Origin of the sequence: Pseudomonas sp. 9AZ (genome assembly GCF_902506525.1) — a bacterium.
Taxonomy (GTDB): domain Bacteria; phylum Pseudomonadota; class Gammaproteobacteria; order Pseudomonadales; family Pseudomonadaceae; genus Aquipseudomonas; species Aquipseudomonas peli.
The window spans coordinates 411390-427756 of sequence record NZ_LR733840.1; the positions used below are offsets into that span (position 1 = coordinate 411390).

The 16367-nt window shown below is 57.7% G+C and carries 13 protein-coding genes; all 13 read right to left on the reverse strand.

All coding sequences use genetic code 11. The annotated features are described in order from the left end of the window. Nucleotides 1–3: 3 nt before the first annotated feature. The 13 genes from ALTER154_RS02035 to flgG all read right to left on the reverse strand — a co-directional run bounded on the left by ALTER154_RS02035 (nt 4) and on the right by flgG (nt 16349). Nucleotides 4–1200 carry an FkbM family methyltransferase gene (locus tag ALTER154_RS02035; protein ID WP_160085053.1) on the reverse strand — a complete coding sequence of 399 codons (1197 nt, stop codon included), beginning with the start codon at nt 1198–1200 and terminating at the stop codon, nt 4–6. Then, a complete protein-coding gene (locus ALTER154_RS02040; protein WP_256665380.1) occupies nt 1193–3124 on the reverse strand; it encodes an N-acetylneuraminate synthase family protein in 1932 nt (643 codons plus the stop codon). Before ALTER154_RS02040 ends, ALTER154_RS02035 begins: the two co-directional genes overlap by 8 nt. Next, nucleotides 3103–4467 carry a CBS domain-containing protein gene (locus ALTER154_RS02045; RefSeq protein WP_160085054.1) on the reverse strand — a complete coding sequence of 455 codons (1365 nt, stop codon included), beginning with the start codon at nt 4465–4467 and terminating at the stop codon, nt 3103–3105. The genes ALTER154_RS02040 and ALTER154_RS02045 overlap by 22 nt, the downstream gene beginning before the upstream one ends. Next, nucleotides 4467–5159 carry a sugar phosphate nucleotidyltransferase gene (locus ALTER154_RS02050; RefSeq protein WP_160085055.1) on the reverse strand — a complete coding sequence of 231 codons (693 nt, stop codon included), beginning with the start codon at nt 5157–5159 and terminating at the stop codon, nt 4467–4469. The genes ALTER154_RS02045 and ALTER154_RS02050 overlap by 1 nt, the downstream gene beginning before the upstream one ends. Then, complete coding sequence (rfbH, locus tag ALTER154_RS02055; protein ID WP_160085056.1) at nt 5159–6484, reverse strand: lipopolysaccharide biosynthesis protein RfbH; 1326 nt, start codon at nt 6482–6484, stop codon at nt 5159–5161. The genes ALTER154_RS02050 and rfbH overlap by 1 nt, the downstream gene beginning before the upstream one ends. Beyond that, nucleotides 6481–7545, reverse strand: coding sequence for a CDP-glucose 4,6-dehydratase (gene rfbG, locus ALTER154_RS02060; RefSeq protein ID WP_160085057.1), 1065 nt, complete (start codon nt 7543–7545; stop codon nt 6481–6483). Before rfbG ends, rfbH begins: the two co-directional genes overlap by 4 nt. Continuing rightward, nucleotides 7536–8306, reverse strand: a complete 771-nt coding sequence (rfbF, locus tag ALTER154_RS02065; protein ID WP_160085058.1) for a glucose-1-phosphate cytidylyltransferase — start codon at nt 8304–8306, stop codon at nt 7536–7538. The genes rfbG and rfbF overlap by 10 nt, the downstream gene beginning before the upstream one ends. A 338-nt stretch (nt 8307–8644) precedes the next feature. Continuing rightward, the gene (locus ALTER154_RS02070; RefSeq protein WP_160085059.1) at nt 8645–10324 is read right to left on the reverse strand and encodes a flagellar hook-associated protein 3; all 1680 of its coding nucleotides are present in this window, start codon (nt 10322–10324) and stop codon (nt 8645–8647) included. Nucleotides 10325–10354: 30 nt separating this feature from the next. Further along, a complete protein-coding gene (flgK, locus tag ALTER154_RS02075) occupies nt 10355–12394 on the reverse strand; it encodes a flagellar hook-associated protein FlgK (protein WP_160085060.1) in 2040 nt (679 codons plus the stop codon). Between the two features lie 6 nt (nt 12395–12400). Next, the gene (gene flgJ, locus ALTER154_RS02080) at nt 12401–13573 is read right to left on the reverse strand and encodes a flagellar assembly peptidoglycan hydrolase FlgJ (RefSeq protein WP_090248269.1); all 1173 of its coding nucleotides are present in this window, start codon (nt 13571–13573) and stop codon (nt 12401–12403) included. A gap of 13 nt (nt 13574–13586) precedes the next feature. After that, the gene (locus tag ALTER154_RS02085) at nt 13587–14690 is read right to left on the reverse strand and encodes a flagellar basal body P-ring protein FlgI (protein WP_160085061.1); all 1104 of its coding nucleotides are present in this window, start codon (nt 14688–14690) and stop codon (nt 13587–13589) included. Nucleotides 14691–14701: 11 nt separating this feature from the next. After that, entirely contained in the window at nt 14702–15442 is a 741-nt protein-coding gene (gene flgH, locus ALTER154_RS02090) for a flagellar basal body L-ring protein FlgH (protein ID WP_160085062.1), read from the reverse strand. A 121-nt stretch (nt 15443–15563) separates the two neighbouring features. Further along, complete coding sequence (flgG, locus tag ALTER154_RS02095) at nt 15564–16349, reverse strand: flagellar basal-body rod protein FlgG (protein WP_090248273.1); 786 nt, start codon at nt 16347–16349, stop codon at nt 15564–15566. Between the last annotated feature and the right edge of the window lie 18 nt (nt 16350–16367).

A 16367-nucleotide genomic window follows, 5' to 3' on the forward strand; every position in this document is an offset into this window, starting at 1 on the left:
GAATTACTCGGCAGCGGAATGCAGGGGAAGTCGGTTATGGGGAACGGCATAGAGCACCAGATCCCAGCCCTCGGCCAGATGCGGGCCAAGACGGAAGTTGTAGCCAGGTTGATAGGCGTGAAGTTGCAGCAAGATCGTCCATAGGTGGTTCTGCTCGTGGTAGACGCACACCGCAATCAGCGGCTGTCGCTCACTGATCAGTTTGCGTCCCCCTTCGAGACATTGCGGCTCGAAACCTTCGATATCGATTTTGATGAATGTGGGCGGTACGACGCTTCCGCAAAGCGTATCCAGTGTGGTCACCGTGACCCGCTCGCTACCACTGCCCACGCGCGCGGCCGGACCGCCCTGAGCCTCGATCAGCACCTCGCCACAAGCATCGCCTACCGCCATTTGGTGAGCATGAAAACTGCCGTGCCCTTGCAGACGCTGCAAAGTCTTGACCAGTGCCTGGTAGTTGCTCGACGAAGGCTCAAACGAGTGAATTTCGCGAAAGGGGCGACCACTTTCCAGATAGCCCAACACCGAGTCACCGTTGAAGGCACCGATGTCGTACACCACCTCGTCGACGTTCTCGTTGCTGAAATAGCGGTCGAAATAGATCGACTGTGGCGCAGCTGGCGGTAATAGGTCGTAATCGAGAAACAGCCGCCATTCGACATGATCGATAAACAACTGTCGTGACTCATCGTCCCCCAGCAGACCAAATGCCGAACGAATGCGCTCGGCATCGGCCAGCACCTTCTCTGGCAAATCCAGGGAGTAATGCGGCAGGAAGCTTTGCGGGTAACGCCAGGCCAGATGGCCGAACAGAGCGATGCGCTCGAACCCTAGAGCGCGTAGCGGGTCCAGTCGGTCGACCATACGGTCGCTCGCCTCGCCACACCAGATAGTTGCGATTACACCTGGCAGTGGCCCCTGCCATTGCTGGGCCAGCGCTGCTGGTGCGAACACCGGCACCTGCTCGATCTGCGTCCCCCACAGCACGGGGTTGTTGTCGATAAAGGCCTCTGGCTTGACGCCCATTGCCTGCAGTACGGCCAACGCCTTGCGCCCCAGGTTGCCGGCACCGAACATGATGAATGGCTGATCCAGCCCGCCCAGCAAGCGATCCAGGGTTTGCGTCTGGCGCTCACGCACTTCATCGAGTGGCTCGGCCAGCAAACGATCAAGGCGCTGAATAAATGTTTCGCTATACATGGCTGCTGCCTCGCAATGATTGCAGGTAACGCAAAGCCGACCAGAATCCTGCGCCATGATCCTTGTGCCCCTGCCAAACCTCGGGAATGAAGCTGACCTGCGGGTGCTGGCGAATCTGCGCCCAAGTGGCCGGCCAATCGATGTCGCCGGTGCCCATCAGCACGCCCTCACCGTTAGTGCCCTTGGCATCGGCCACGTGCAGGTGCGCGGAATGCGGCAGCAACAGGGCCAGCGCTTGCTGGAAGTCGAGGCCGAAGTGGAAGCAGGTCATCTGCAGGTGCGACAGGTCCAGGCACAGGCGCAGACCATGGTCACGCGCCTGTGCGGCCAGTTCCTCGGGCATCATGAAGATGTTCTGATGACGCTGGCCGCCGAAGTGCCAGGGGAACGGCGCCATGTTCTGCGGAATCAGCTCGGTGCCGGCGAAATCCACCTGACGGCAGGCCTCGTGGAAGCGCTCGTAGAGTTCCGGGCGCATGGCCAGCGGGCGCGGCTCGTCAGCGGAAAAACCACCGATGTTGGCCACGATCAAACGCGCATCTGCATTGGGGAAGAATTCGCCGATTTCCAGCGTGGCGTCCACCACCCGCTGCAGATTGTCGATCGAGCGCTGGCGATACGCCGGATCATCCGACGCCAGATCCAGCAGCTCGCTGTTCTCGAATAACTCCGGCGCATGCACCACCAGGCGCGAACAGTCGACCTCGGCGAGAAACGGCTGCGGCTTGAGGCTGAGGTCGCGGTAGGACAGGTGAAACTCGAACAGATCCGGGCTGATCCGCCGACGGTAATCTCGGAAGTCGTGATAGCGCACCGGCACGCCCCAGCGAATCGGCAGGTCGAACGCCAGCCGCTGCTCCTGAGCCTGCTCGCTCAGGTCGCTGTCGAATAGGAAATCGCCCAGAGCGATATCGCGTCCGGCCGGTTTGCCCAGCAGTTCCGGCAAACGGTACGGCGGCAAACCCTGGCCTGGGCTGGCGATACGCAGCATCGACGCGTCCATGACGGTGCCACGGGCGATGTCGCGTGCGGCGATCACGCTCTTGCCGAGGTTCTCGCGGTTGAGCAGCTCGCCCTGGCTGGCATGGCGACCCGGACCTTGCCAAGGCAATGCAAGTTCCAGTTGACGGATGCCGTCGACCAGTTGGCGAAACTCGCTCGGCTCAAGGCTAGCCAGGTGATCCGGTCCTTCCATACCCCTATCCAGGGTGATGTGCCGCTCCACCAGCTTGGCGCCCAGGGCGACTGCGCCGAGGGTAATGGCGATGCCACGCTCATGGCCGGAGTAGCCAACCAGATCATGCAGTTCCTGCAACCGGCGTAAGTAGCCAAGCTGGATATCGGACTCGGGGGCCGGATAGGCGCTGTTGCAATGCAGCAGCGCGAATGGCGTACCAAGCGCATTCAACTGTTCAATGGCCCGAACGATTTCGTGCTCAAAGGACATGCCGGTAGACAGAATCAGGGGCTTGCCCAGGCTTGCAGCCTTGGCAATCAGGTAGGGATTGCACAGATCAGCCGAGGCGATCTTCAGGGCGGCGACATCAAAATCCGCCAACAACTCGACACTGGGCTCATCCCAGGGTGTGCACAGGTAAATAATACCCTTCTGTTTACAGTACTCACGTACCTCACGATGCTCTTCGACGCTCAGCTCAACCTTGTCCAGCAGGTCCTGGATGTACTCCACGCCAAGGTCTTCGGCCCGCGAGCCATCAGCCTTTTGCCGGTACAGCGCCTCACGGTTGCGCAACTGGAACTTGACGCAGTCGGCCCCTGCATCGAGCGCTGCATCCACCAGGCGTTTGGCCAGCGCCAGCGAACCATTGTGATTGTTTCCGGCCTCGGCAATCACAAAGACGCGCTCGCCGCCCAGCGCAATTCCGTCAAGAAAAATAGGAGTCATTGGATTTTTGTTCGCCATGAGGTTACTCCGCTGGATTCAAAGCGGAAGTTCTGGGTCTGACAGCCCAGTGCACGCACTGCATGCACAACCCGCTGCCGATACTGTGGCTGTACGTAGAACAGAAAGAAGCCTCCCCCACCCGCGCCAAGCAACTTGCCGCCCAATGCCCCGGCCGCTAGCGCCGCGGCGTAGATCGCATCCAGACGACCATGGCTGATCGCAGAGGAGAAGCGCTTCTTCAACTGCCAGGCTTCATCGAGGCACAGGCCGAAATCACGCAGCTCACCACGCATCAGGTAACGGTGCATACGTCGACATAGCGCCACACTGGCGCTGAGCAGCTCAGTTTGTGACGACTCAGCCTCTATCTCTTCACGTTGCAGCTCATGCAAACGCCCCGAGTCATGGGAAATACCGGTGTCACACAGCACCAGGCATGACTCCAGTTCATTACGGATAGCCTCTTCCAAGCGAATCGGGTGAACCAGGTTGCGCTGGTTCTCGAACTCAATCAGGTTGAAGCCACCAAAGGCGGAGGCGTACTGATCCTGCCAACCACCGGCAATGCCGAAGCACAGGCGCTCGGCCTGGAAAGCGAGTTCGGCAATCTCATAAGTGTTCCAACGATCCTGGCGCAACTCATTGAACGCCGCGATGCTAGCGATGGTGGCCGCTGAAGACCCTCCCAGTCCAGACCCCACTGGAAAGTCTGAGCGCAGGTACAGATCAAAACCGTACTTGGGCTTGATCACCGAAACGATGGTTGCCAGCAAGCTCTTCTCTGCAGTCGACAGCAGTGCTGGCAGCGAATTGAAGTGTTCTTCACGCCCTAGATCTTCGGAAAAAATATGGATCTGCCTATCGTCACGGGGGACCAAGGTTGCGTGAGCATAGAGCCCCACTGTGCAGCTGAGCACAGCAGCTGGGTGGTCGATAAAAAAGTAGGTCAGATCAGCACCGCCGCCACAAAAACTCATCCGCACCGGAGCACGCGCACGTGCCAGTACAGGCACCTCTGCGCTGGCCGCCATCTGGCGGGTGTAAACCTCAACAAGGCGCCCTTCGGCATCCAGACCTGGTAAAGCGTTATGCCCGAGATCGAACGCTTTCAACAAATCTTCACGCGGGGTGGTAATCGATACGCTGCGAAACTCGCGGTTCATACAGGCTGTGACGGGCTGATCGGTCAAGCCACCCTGCAACAGGTAACGGCGTACATCGCCATTGGTCACAACACCGAGCAGACGCATATCCGCGGCAACGACAAAGGCGATCTGCAGATTCCCGGACTCAATGCATTTGATGGCATCAAGAATCGTCTGCTGCATGTCGATCGTGAGTTCCTTGACCAGCACGCTCATCAGACGGCACTCCCGCGCAATTTAGACTTGAACGCATCCAGAGAATCAGGTGTACCTATGTCCACGAACGCTCCGCTGTACTCACGTACATACAGCCTGTGCTGACGCATAAGTGACGGCAGTAGGTCATGCTCCATAGAACAACTTGTGACAGGCATATTCTCTAGCGCGCCAGCCGTAAAACCATAGACGCCAGCATTGATCAAACCAGGTCCCGCCTGACCTTTTTCCTCGAAACCAAGTACTTCGCCCAGCGCAGAGCAATCCAAACTGCCATAGCGCGAGCGATCCTCGACCTGCACGCCGACCAGAACGTCTCGCTCGCTGTCCAGTGCAAGGCGATACGCGTAGGGATCAAGGAAAGTGTCCGCGTTAAGCACCAGATAACGCCCATCAGGCGGCACTTGAAGTAAGGCGTTCAGCACAGCACCACCGGTGCCCAGCGGGGTTTCCTCGATCACCAACTGCAACGGCAAACCAGACTCTGCCTCTAACGAGGGCAACAATGCGGCCAGTTGATCAGCACGATAATGCGCGCAGAGCACACCGCGACTGACACCGGCCTCACGCAATTGCGCCAGCACCAGAGCCAGGAATGGACGACCGTGAATATCCACCACGGCCTTCTGCGTGTCGTTGATCACACTGCGCAGGCGGGTGCCAAAGCCACCGCAGAGGATATAGGCATTCATCAGCCCGCCCTCAAGCCAAAGAAAGTCTCTAGACAACGCGCAGCGTGCTCCAAATGTTCCTCGCCAAGCCCAGGCCACACACCGATCCAGAAGGTGTCGTGCATCACTTTATCGGTTACCGACAACTCACCTGAGACCCTGAAATTGCGGCCTTGCATATAGGGCTGACGCACCAGGTTACCGGCAAACAGCAGCCGTGTACCGACACCTTGCGCATCCAGATATCGCAGCAACTCAACCCGACGGATACCGCAACCATCACGCAAGGTCATGGGGTAGCCAAACCAGGAAGGGTCACTACCAGGCGTGGCCTGCGGCAGAATTAGAAAATCCTGACAGCCGGCCAGGCGCTCACTGAGCCAAGTGAAATTACGCTTGCGGGCAACGATGAAGTCATCAACGCGGTCCATCTGCGCCAACGCACAGGCAGCCTGCATATCGGTGATCTTCAGGTTGTAGCCCAAGTGTGAGTAGGTGTACTTGTGGTCATAACCCTCTGGTAGATCGCCCAACTGCCAGCAAAACCGCTTGCCACAGGTGTTGTCCTCACCTGGCGCGCAATAGCAATCACGCCCCCAGTCACGAAAGGATTCGATAATGCGTTTAAGCGCCGGGTTGTTGGTAAATACAGCACCGCCCTCACCCATGGTGATGTGGTGAGCCGGATAAAAACTGAGGGTACCGATATCGCCGAACGTACCGACCATATGCCCTTGATAGGTCGACCCCAGTGCATCGCAGCAGTCCTCGATCAACCACAGGCCGTACTTATCACACAGGGCGCGAACCACACTCAGATCGAAGGGATTACCCAGCGTGTGGGCCAACATGATGGCCTTGGTTTTCGGGCTGATTGCCGCCTCGATCTTCGCCGGATCGATGTTGTAGGTCGGCAATTCAACATCCACAAAAACCGGCACCGCACCGAATTGCAGGATGGGGTTGACGGTAGTCGGAAAGCCAGCCGCTACACCGATCACTTCGTCACCGGGCTTGATCGCCCGATCACCGAGACGCGGCGAGGTCAATGCGGAAAATGCCAGCAGGTTGGCTGATGAACCTGAGTTGGTGGTGAGGACGCAACGGCGTCCAAGGTACTTGGCCAGACGCTTCTCGAACGCCTCATTGAAGCGCCCGGTGGTCAGCCATCCATCGAGCACAGCCTCGGTCATCGACTGCAACTCACCCGCGCCAATCACTTTTCCCGATGGCGGCACCGAGCTCTGCCCCACCACAAATGGCTTAGGCGCCATCTGCAGTTCGGCATAGCGTCCGACCAACTCGGCAATCTGTTGGCGCAACTGTTGCGCGGTGCTGTCACTCATTGAATTTCGCCTTGGTGAGCCGCGATCTGTTCGCGGGTAACGCATGCCATGTCACGCCCGTTTTGCCAGGCCAACTGCCAGTCCAGTGTGTGCTTCAGCGTCGTATCCAATGACCAGCGCGGCACCCATCCCAGCGATTGTCTGGCCTTGCTGGAGTCCAGCGCCAGTAAGCCCGCTTCATGCGGCTGGGCATCAGCAGAAGCAGACCAGCGCGCCTCACCTGGCCAGAGCTCCGCAAGACGCGCCACGACTGCCTCCACTGTCGCGAGCCCGGCATTGTCTGGTCCAAAATTCCAAGCAGCAGCATGACGTTCAGGGTCTGTCAGCAGTCCTTGGGCCAGTTGTAAATACCCCATTAATGGATCAAGCACGTGCTGCCAGGGACGAGTCGCATGGGGGTAGCGCAAAATCACTTCTCGACCTTGCTGCCAAGCGCTGAAGATATCGGGGATCAAGCGCTCCGCAGACCAGTCACCACCACCCAGTACATTGCCCGCACGAGCAGTTGCTAAGGCAACACCTGAGGCCCTGAGGAAGGAGTCGCGGTAACTGGCGCACAGCACTTCAACACATGCCTTGCTGCTGCTATACGGATCAAAACCTCCGAGAGCATCTTGCTCCCGATAAGGCCATGGCCACTCGCGATTCTCGTAGCATTTGTCTGTGGTCACCACCACAACAGCGCGTACAGAATCAGTAGAGCGAATAGCCTCCAGCAGGTTGAGCGTACCCATGACATTGGTGGCATAAGTCTCTGCTGGCGCTCGGTAGGATTCACGTACCAAGGGTTGCGCAGCCAAGTGCAGAACCAGTTCAGGCTGAAACTCCAGCAACACATCACTCAACCTTGCGGCATCACGAATATCCGCAAACTCACCCGTGATCTGCTGATCCAGTTGCACCACCTGCCAAAGCGACGGTGTGGTAGCCGCGGGCAAGGCAAAGCCACGCAGATCAGCCCCGAGCTGACGCAACCACAGCGCCAGCCAGCCACCCTTGAAGCCGGTATGCCCAGTCAGCAGGACTTTACGCCCTCTCCAGAAGTCCGGGCTCACCGCCATAGCTGCCACTCCGCTTCACCGCTTTTCCAGCGATCCTCCAAGAACACCCGATCACGCAGAGTGTCCATCGGCTGCCAGAAACCACGATGAAGGTGACTCATCAACTGCCTTTCGCTGGCCAGCGCACGCATGGGCTCAAACTCCCAGGTCGTGGCGTCATCCTCGATATAGTCGATGACCGCCGGTTCCAGTACAAAAAAACCGCCGTTTATCCAACCACCATCACCCAGGGGCTTCTCCTGAAACCCACTGACCACCTGCCCTTGGACATCAAGTGCACCGTAGCGACCTGGTGGCTGTACTGCGGTAACAGTGGCCAATTTGCCATGCTGTTTGTGGAAAGCGATCAGTGCTGGGATGTCGATATCGGAGACCCCATCACCGTAGGTAAAGCAAAAGGCCTCATCACCTAGGTAGTCGCGTACACGCTTAAGACGACCGCCTGTACCGGTTGATTCACCCGTATCAACCAGCGTTACGCGCCACGGCTCAGCGTGACGCTGATGGATGTGCATACGGTTTTCGCCCATGTCAAACGTGACATCCGACATGTGCAGGAAGTAGTTGGCAAAATATTCCTTGATTACATAGCCTTTGTAGCCCAGGCAAATAACGAAATCATTGATGCCATAGTGGGAGTAGATTTTCATGATGTGCCAAATGATCGGCTTGCCACCAATTTCGATCATGGGCTTTGGCTTGAGATGGGATTCCTCACTGATGCGAGTGCCCAACCCACCAGCCAAAATCACTGCCTTCATTATTCAAACCTCAAACAGGGCATCACTGAAAAATACCTTTAGGCCATGAATACAGGCCGTATTGGAAAGTGCCAATAAAACAGCACATTGCCCACTCTACTACCGATTAAGCAAAACCTTGGCCAACTATGTTTGATTAAACAGTAGCAACCTACTGGCCAGGTCAAAACACCTGATCACAATCCTTCAGCGCAACAGTCCAGACAGGCTAAACAGCCATCTTCCCACACACGAGAAACGCGAAACCCCAGCAAGCTGGGGTTTCGCGTTAAGTAATTAACATATTAGAACCTGCCACATGGCTCCAGAGCCTATTAAGGCCATTGCACCAGGGGGCGCTAGCGCAACTGATTAAATAAATTTAACCCCGCGATCTTCACATAGCTTTGCTGCGCAGCCTCCAACACGATCGTTTGAAATGACAAGCGAGACAATGCCTCGGCATAGTCCAGCTCACGCAGATCAGCCTGCACGGATTTGTTTACAAGAGTGACATCTTCGTTATCGATTTCGGTGGTTTCGATGAGGTTCATCCGCGCACCGATTTCAGTCTGCACCTCAAGCACCCTGCCCATGCCGTTGTCCAAGTTAGTCAGGGCAATTGCCACTTCGTTGCGCACACCGAGGTTACCCGCCGGCGATGTAGGGGAAGACTCGAGTGCCTGACGCAGGCGGCTGATGGTGTTGAGAATGCTGCGCTGTTCTTGAAACTGCGGCTGCACGCCGAATTCGTCACCGCCGGCGACCGCCGCCGGAGCGGACAAGGTGAAATCAGCACCGAACACGCTGAAGGTTGCCGGATAAGGCCCCGCCACGGCACCAGTCGTTAATACCGGGCTGCCCGGTCCCACTGGCTGAGAGTAGACCTCGTAATTGGTGTCGTCGGTAAACCGTATGACAACCCCGGATGTCGGAAACTGGCTGTCAAAGGTTGCCTGGTTGCTGATCCCTGCTGGAGCAACAATGGCAGCCGAGTTGTTGGTGGATGAGCGATTAACTGAAAAGTCCGTGGGCGCGGACTGCAGGGTAAAACTGTGGGTATTGATCCCTGGGGTACCCGGTGTGGCGGTATCAGCCAACAGGTTGTCCAGGTCGAGCTCATTATCCCCAGGCTGCAGGACCACATCTAACTGGAAACGCATGCCACGAAAATTGATGGTGTTACCACTATTGATCAAGGGGTCAATCACGCCACCGCCGGGCACCTCAGATGTGACGTCCGCACCAGCACTGTCATAGATGCGAAATTCAGTACCGCTGACAAACGCCAGCGAATAGGGCTCGCCAGCGCGAAAGTTACTGTTGAAGGCTTGATTGTCCTGCACCAGTCCCGGGGAGATAAACACCCGCTGATCTGCCGCCGGCAGCGCTGGAATAGTGGTGGCAGGTAACGGCGGCGTTGGTAACGCAGCGTTATTCACGCCAAGCCCATTGATAATCCGATTCGCATTAGCCACATCTTCAAAGAGGCGCTTGCCGTTATCGTTGATTGCCACGTTGCTCGAGCCGGCCACCTGCAGGCTGCGCTGGCCCTCATCACCCTGATAGGAATACGTGCCGTCTGGGTTACGCAGAAAGGGTTCGGTTTTGCCAAGAAAACCGCTGAACAAATACTCACCACGCGCGTTACGACTGTTCATCAGGTTGAGCAGCTCACCCTCGCGTTCGCTCAGCTCTTTGGCGATCGAGCGACGGTCATTACCTGACAGTGCGCCGCCACCGGCCTGCACTGCAAGCTCACGGATACGCTGCAACACGTTCACCACCGAGGTGATCGTGGTTTCTTCCTGAGTCAGACTGTTCTTCGCCGCCGTGAGGTTTTCCTTGTACTGACCCAATACCGCCTGCTGCTGTTCGAGCTGTAGCAAACGCACCGAGGCAACCGGGTCATCGGCCGGGGTAAGAATACGGTTCCCGCTGCTGATCTGTTCCTGAGTCCGGATCACATTGGAATAGTTGCGCCCAAGGCCGTTGACGCCGTTATTGAAGGCCTGAATCGAAGAGATGCGCATCACCATAAAACTAACCTCGAAGTTCTAGACGGCGCGTCAGAACGTATTAATCAGTGTATCGAACAGGCTGCGGTCAACTTGAATGATCTGCGCTGAGGCCTGGTAGTACTGCTCAAACTGAATCAATTTGGCCGCTTCTTCATCCAGATTGACGGCTGAAATCGAATCACGGTTATCGGTGGCCTGCTTGAGAATGGCGCCAGTGGCTTCACCATCAACCCGCGCCTGACTGGTCAGGGTGCCCACCCGCTCCACCAGATCGCCGTAAGCATCGGTAAAGCTTGATCCAGTGGTTGCTGGAGCCAATGGGTTGATCCCAATGGTCGTGCGATTTTGCAGATCAATCAGCTTCAGGGCATTACGGTTATCAGACACCCCATTGGTGTTGAAGGAAACCGAGAAGTTGTCGCCCCCTTGCGGCCGGCCACTGATGGCCACTTCATAGTCAAAGGGCACCGGGACGGCGGGTGGGCCAGCGGTCGCGGGCACGGTAATCGTGATCTTGTTGTTCTGCCCCGGCACGATTACCCCGGTATCAATCACGTTGCCATTGATATCAACGACGTCATAGCCCTGGGTAGCCCCGCCACCGGCACCCATGACAATACGCAGCGGCGGCGCATTGCGCAGGCTGGTTTCCAGGTTGGTTTGAGCCACTGGGTCATAGATGTCGATTTCAGTCAGCAGCGTGGGCTGGCTGATTACCCCAGTGCCGATATTTGCCGGACTGGTTTGCGATTTCAGCGGCGCGGCAAAAGCCAACTCTTCAGGCCGTTTCATATCGGCACGGATGGACTCACCGGCGTTGCGCGTCGGCATCACCCGAAAGCGATCACCGGCAGCAAAGGTGCCACTGGCGACGTTCAACGACACGCCATCAAACTCCGCCGCTGGCACTACGGTAATGTCGAAGGGACCAAAGCTGGTGCCATCACTGACACGTCGCACGGTGTAATCCGTGGCGCTGGTGAACTCCACTTCATAGTCGCTGGTGGTCAGCTGGGTGGTGTCTTCAATCAGTACATTCAGGTTGGCCGTGGTATCGCTATTACCGATACGCGCGAGACTGCGCTGACCAATCAATTCTGGGTCATTCAGCTCGCGAAACAGCCCATTGCCAAACTGGCCGTTGAGGTCCAGGCCCTGACCCAATTGGCGGTTGACCTGATCAGTAACGGATAAGGCCAGGCGTCCAACCGAGTTCAGCGTGGTGTCCAGTACATCCTCACGGTAGCGAATCAGTCCGCCCATCTCGCCGCCCGTAATCAGCGAGGTAATGCCCTGGCGTGAGTTACCACTGACAAACTGAACTTCACTGCGCAGCGGGTCAGACAAGCCCGGTACAACTTCCAGACGCGATGCCGTACTGCCCACTACCAGTGGTTGACCGGAGCCGACAAACAGGTTGTAGCTGTTGTCATCTTGCGCAACCACCGTCACGCCAATAAAGGTCGACAGCTTGCGCACGGCCTCTTCACGGGCATCCAACAAGTCGTTGGGTTGCTGACCATTGGAGGCGGCCACCGCGATGGCCTCGTTGTACCCAGCGATTGAGGTGGCCAACTGATTGACCTGATCCGTCACTGCCGAGAGCTGTTTGTTGATAAAGGCATTCTGCTCGTTTAAGCGGTCGTACACAGTATTGAAGCGCTTGGCCAAGCCCTCAGCTTCAGACAGCGCCAGCTGCCGCGCCGGGATGTTAGCTGGGTCTTCGGCTGCGGTTTGCAGCGCGGCAAACACCTTCTGCAACCCAGGATTGACGCCGGTGGTGCTGCCAGCCAGCAATGAATCGAGCTGATTGATCTGCCCCAGGTAGCTCTGGGTATCGCTGTTAAGCGCCGTGCTGCTACGTACCTGGGTATTGAGAAATTCGTTATAGATGCGCCGTACATCGACCAGCGTGGTGCCCGAGCCGATATAGCCGGCACCGCTGAACTGCGGAATACGCGTGGCCTGGACAGTCTCCTGGCGCGAGAAACCCGGTGTGTTGACGTTGGTGATGTTGTGACCGGTGACCGCCAACGAGGTCTTGTTCGCGGCAAGACCGGACAGGCCAATATTGAGTAAGTCAGCCATGGTTCATCATCCGTTGGTGGACGGCGTACTGACGGCCGCGACTGTTTGATAGGTCTGCATTTGCCGCGCTATCTGAGCAATCTTGCGGGCGTATTGCGGGTCCGTGGCGTAACCGGCTTTCTGCAGCTCTCGGGCGAACTGTTCAGGCTTGTCAGTGCTGGCCAGGGCTTTCTCGTAGCGACCATTGCCCTGCAGGAAGCTCACAAAATCGTTAAAGCTGTGCTCGAAGGAGTCATAGGCGCGAAACGAAGCGGCTTCCTTGACGGCTTTGCCACCCTTGAATTCAGTGGTTAGCACCCTCGCCGAGTCGCCTTCCCAGGTGTTATGGGTCTTGATGCCAAACAGGTTGTGGCTGCTGGTACCGTCCTGCTGACGAATGATCGATTTGCCCCAACCGGTTTCCAGTGCGGCCTGAGCCACCAGGTAACGCGGATCGACGCCAATCTTCTCGGCGGCCTTCTCGGCCATCGGCAACATGGCAGCAATAAACTCATCCTTCGAACCGAACGCGGCTTTGCCCGGCGCCAGCGGTGGTTGAGCAATGCGCCGGCCGGTGATCGCATCCGTGCCGTTGAGCCCCAGCGCGGTATCGGCGGGGGCGGCAAAAGCCTTGGCCGGAATCCAGTCATTCTGTGCCAACGGCTGACCTTCGGCGGCCGTGGCCGAAGGCACGATGCCCGCCAGCAGACGGTCCGTCAGCTTGCCCGGCAGAGACAGGCGCCGCTGGTTGATCAATGAGGTGTCGTCTCGCGCACTGTCGACCTTGGCCAGGGGCTTGCTGGGTGCGCTCGGCACCGGCTCATCCACCTGGGCAAACGGGTTAGGCCGGCTGCTCGCATCCTTGATCTTCGACATCTGCCGCACCAGCACATCGGCCAGACCGATGCCGTTCTGGTGGTTGGACAGGGTCACCGACAGCTGTTGATCGTGCATGTCCTGATAGGTTTTGCTCTCGCTGCTGTTCATGAAGTTGCCTTCACCGAACACTTCGTTGGCCGAACGCATGGCCTTGAGCATTTCATTAAGAAACAGCGACTCGAACTCCTGAGCCACCTTCTTGATGTTTTTTTCGCTGTCACCGCCAACCTTGAATTGGTTGAGGCGATTGAGATCGTTATAGGCACCACTGTCGACAGTGCTGGTGCCGCCGAGCAAACCGGCTGAAAGGCGAGAGTCCATAGCGTGCGCTCCCTTAAATCACGATCAGATCAGCCTGCAGAGCGCCGGCTTGTTTCAGCGCCTCCAGGATGGCCATTAGGTCGGAAGGCGAAGCGCCCACCTGATTCACCGCACGGACGATTTCATCCAGCGTGGTCCCCGGGCCGAACTTGAACATCGGTTTGGCTTCTTCTTCGGCATTCACCTTCGACCGCGGCACGACCGCCGTCTGGCCGCCCGACAAGGCATCAGGCTGACTGACAATCGGGTCTTCGGTAATGGTCACAGTCAGGCTGCCATGAGTCACAGCAGCAGGTTGTACGCGCACGTTCTGGCCAATCACGATGGTGCCGGTACGCGAATTGATGATGACTTTGGCCACGGCCTGGCCGATTTCGACTTCGAGGTTTTCCAGAATCGACAGGTAGTCCACCCGCTGACCCGGATCAAGTGGCGCACTGACGCGAATCGAGCCACCATCGACTGCTTGCGCCACACCAGGGCCCAGCAGTTCATTGATGTGATCAACAATATTCTTGGCAGTGGTGAAATCCGGACGGTTGAGGTTGAGGGTCAGGGTGTTGCCCTGATCGAAACCGCTAGGCACCGGGCGCTCGACCGTTGCCCCACCGGGAATGCGCCCCGCTGAGGGTACGTTGACGGTAATCCGTGAACCGTCGCCGCCTTCGGCGTCGAACCCACCGACCACCAGATTGCCCTGAGCAATGGCGTAAACATTGCCGTCGATCCCCTTCAGCGGCGTCATCAACAGGCTCCCGCCACGCAGGCTTTTGGCGTTACCGATGGAGGACACTGTGATGTCGATGGTCTGCCCGGGCTTGGCGAACGCCGGCAGGTCAGCATGGATCGACACTGCAGCCACGTTCTTCAACTGCACGTTGCCACCCTGCGGCACCTTGATGCCGAACTGCGCCATCATGTTGTTGAAGGTCTGGACCGTAAACGGCGTCTGGGTGGTCTGGTCGCCGCTGCCATTAAGGCCGACCACCAGGCCGTAGCCGATCAGCTGGTTAGAACGCACGCCCTGGATGCTGGCCAGGTCTTTCAAGCGCTCGGCCTGCGCCAGCGACGCCATCAACATGACCGCAATCACCACTAGGTATTTAGGAAGCGTCATGGTGGCCATCCTCAGAACGGCCACATTGGGCTAATAAAGAAACGACTCATCCAACCCGGCTGGCTGGCATCGGCGAAGGCACCAGTGCCCGAGTAGGTGATGCGTGCATCGGCAATACGGGTCGAAGACACAGTGTTGTCGGTGGCGATGTCATCCGCGCGCACCAGGCCGGCAATCCGCACCAGCTCATCGCCAGTATTGAGGGTCATCCACTTTTCACCGCGTACCAGTAACACGCCGTTAGGCATCACTTCGGCCACCGACACGGTAATCGAGCCGGTAAGGCTATTGCTCTGCCCTGCTGCACCAGAGCCATCCGCCGAGCGTGCGGCATCAAAACTTGAGCCCAAACTCAGGTTATCCGCAGTCATACCAAGCCCTTCGGCCACACGCCCCAGGCCACCAATAGCGGTCAAAGGATTCTGCGGAGAAACCGTCATACCGAACAGGTTAGGCACGCCGATATTGGCGGAGCTGTCTTTGCTGATCTGGCTGTTGCTGTTCTTACTGGCCTGGGTGCGCTCATTCAGGGTGATGGTGATGATGTCACCCACGCGGTAAGCCTTGCGATCACCGAACAGACCATTCTCAAAACCGGCCTGATAGATCGAGCCGTTGTTCTGCGCAGCCGGCAGCGGTGTACGTGGCATCACAGGCGCGTAATAGGGATCATCCGGCTTAGGCGCGGGAGCCATGCAGCCGCTCAAAGCCAAAGGGCCAAGCAGTGCACTTATGATTATCAGCCGGTTCATATCTACTACCTCATGCGTTGCCTGGGGTGGTGCGCAACCTGAGCCACCAGTACCCGTTCAAGCGATTCCTTGCCATATCCAAAGCCGAGCCCATCGCTGAGCGACTAACCCGCTTTACCTATCAGAGATTCTGCGAAATAAAGCCAAGCATCTGGTCAGCTGTGGAAATGACCTTGGAGTTCATTTCATACGCACGCTGCGTGGTGATCATGTTCACCAACTCTTCAACCACGCTGACGTTGGAGTTTTCCAGAGTGTTCTGCAGCGTGGTGCCCAGGCCGTTCAGCCCCGGTGTACCGACTTGCGGCGCGCCGCTGGAAGCTGTTTCCAGAAACAGGTTGTTGCCGATGGCTTCCAGCCCCGCCGGGTTAATGAAATCTGCGGTCTGCAGGTTGCCAACGATCTGTGGCTGCGGGTTACCGGCGGTGGTGACTGACACAGTGCCGTCTTCACCCACGGTAAATGTGCGCACCTCGTTGGGCAGCACAATGGCAGGCTCTAGGGCATAACCGTTGGACGTCACCACCTGGCCATCGGAGTTCAGGTGAAAGCTACCGTCGCGGCTATAGGACACCGTGCCGTCCGGCAGCAGCACCTGGAAGAACCCCCGGCCATTGATCGCCATATCCAGTGGCTGCTCAGTGGTTTGCAGGCTACCGGCGGTGAAGATCTTTTGCGTGCCGACCACCCGTACACCCGTACCCAGCTGCAGACCGGACGGCAGTTGGCTGTCCTGACTGGATTGGCCACCCGGCTGACGACGGATCTGATACAGCAGGTCCTCGAACTCGGCGCGATCACGTTTGAAGCCCGTGGTCGAAACGTTGGCCAGGTTGTTGGAAATGGTGGTCAGGTTCATGTCCTGAGCGGACAGACCGGTCTTGCTGACCCACAGTGCCGGAAGCATATCGATTCTCCTCGGGCG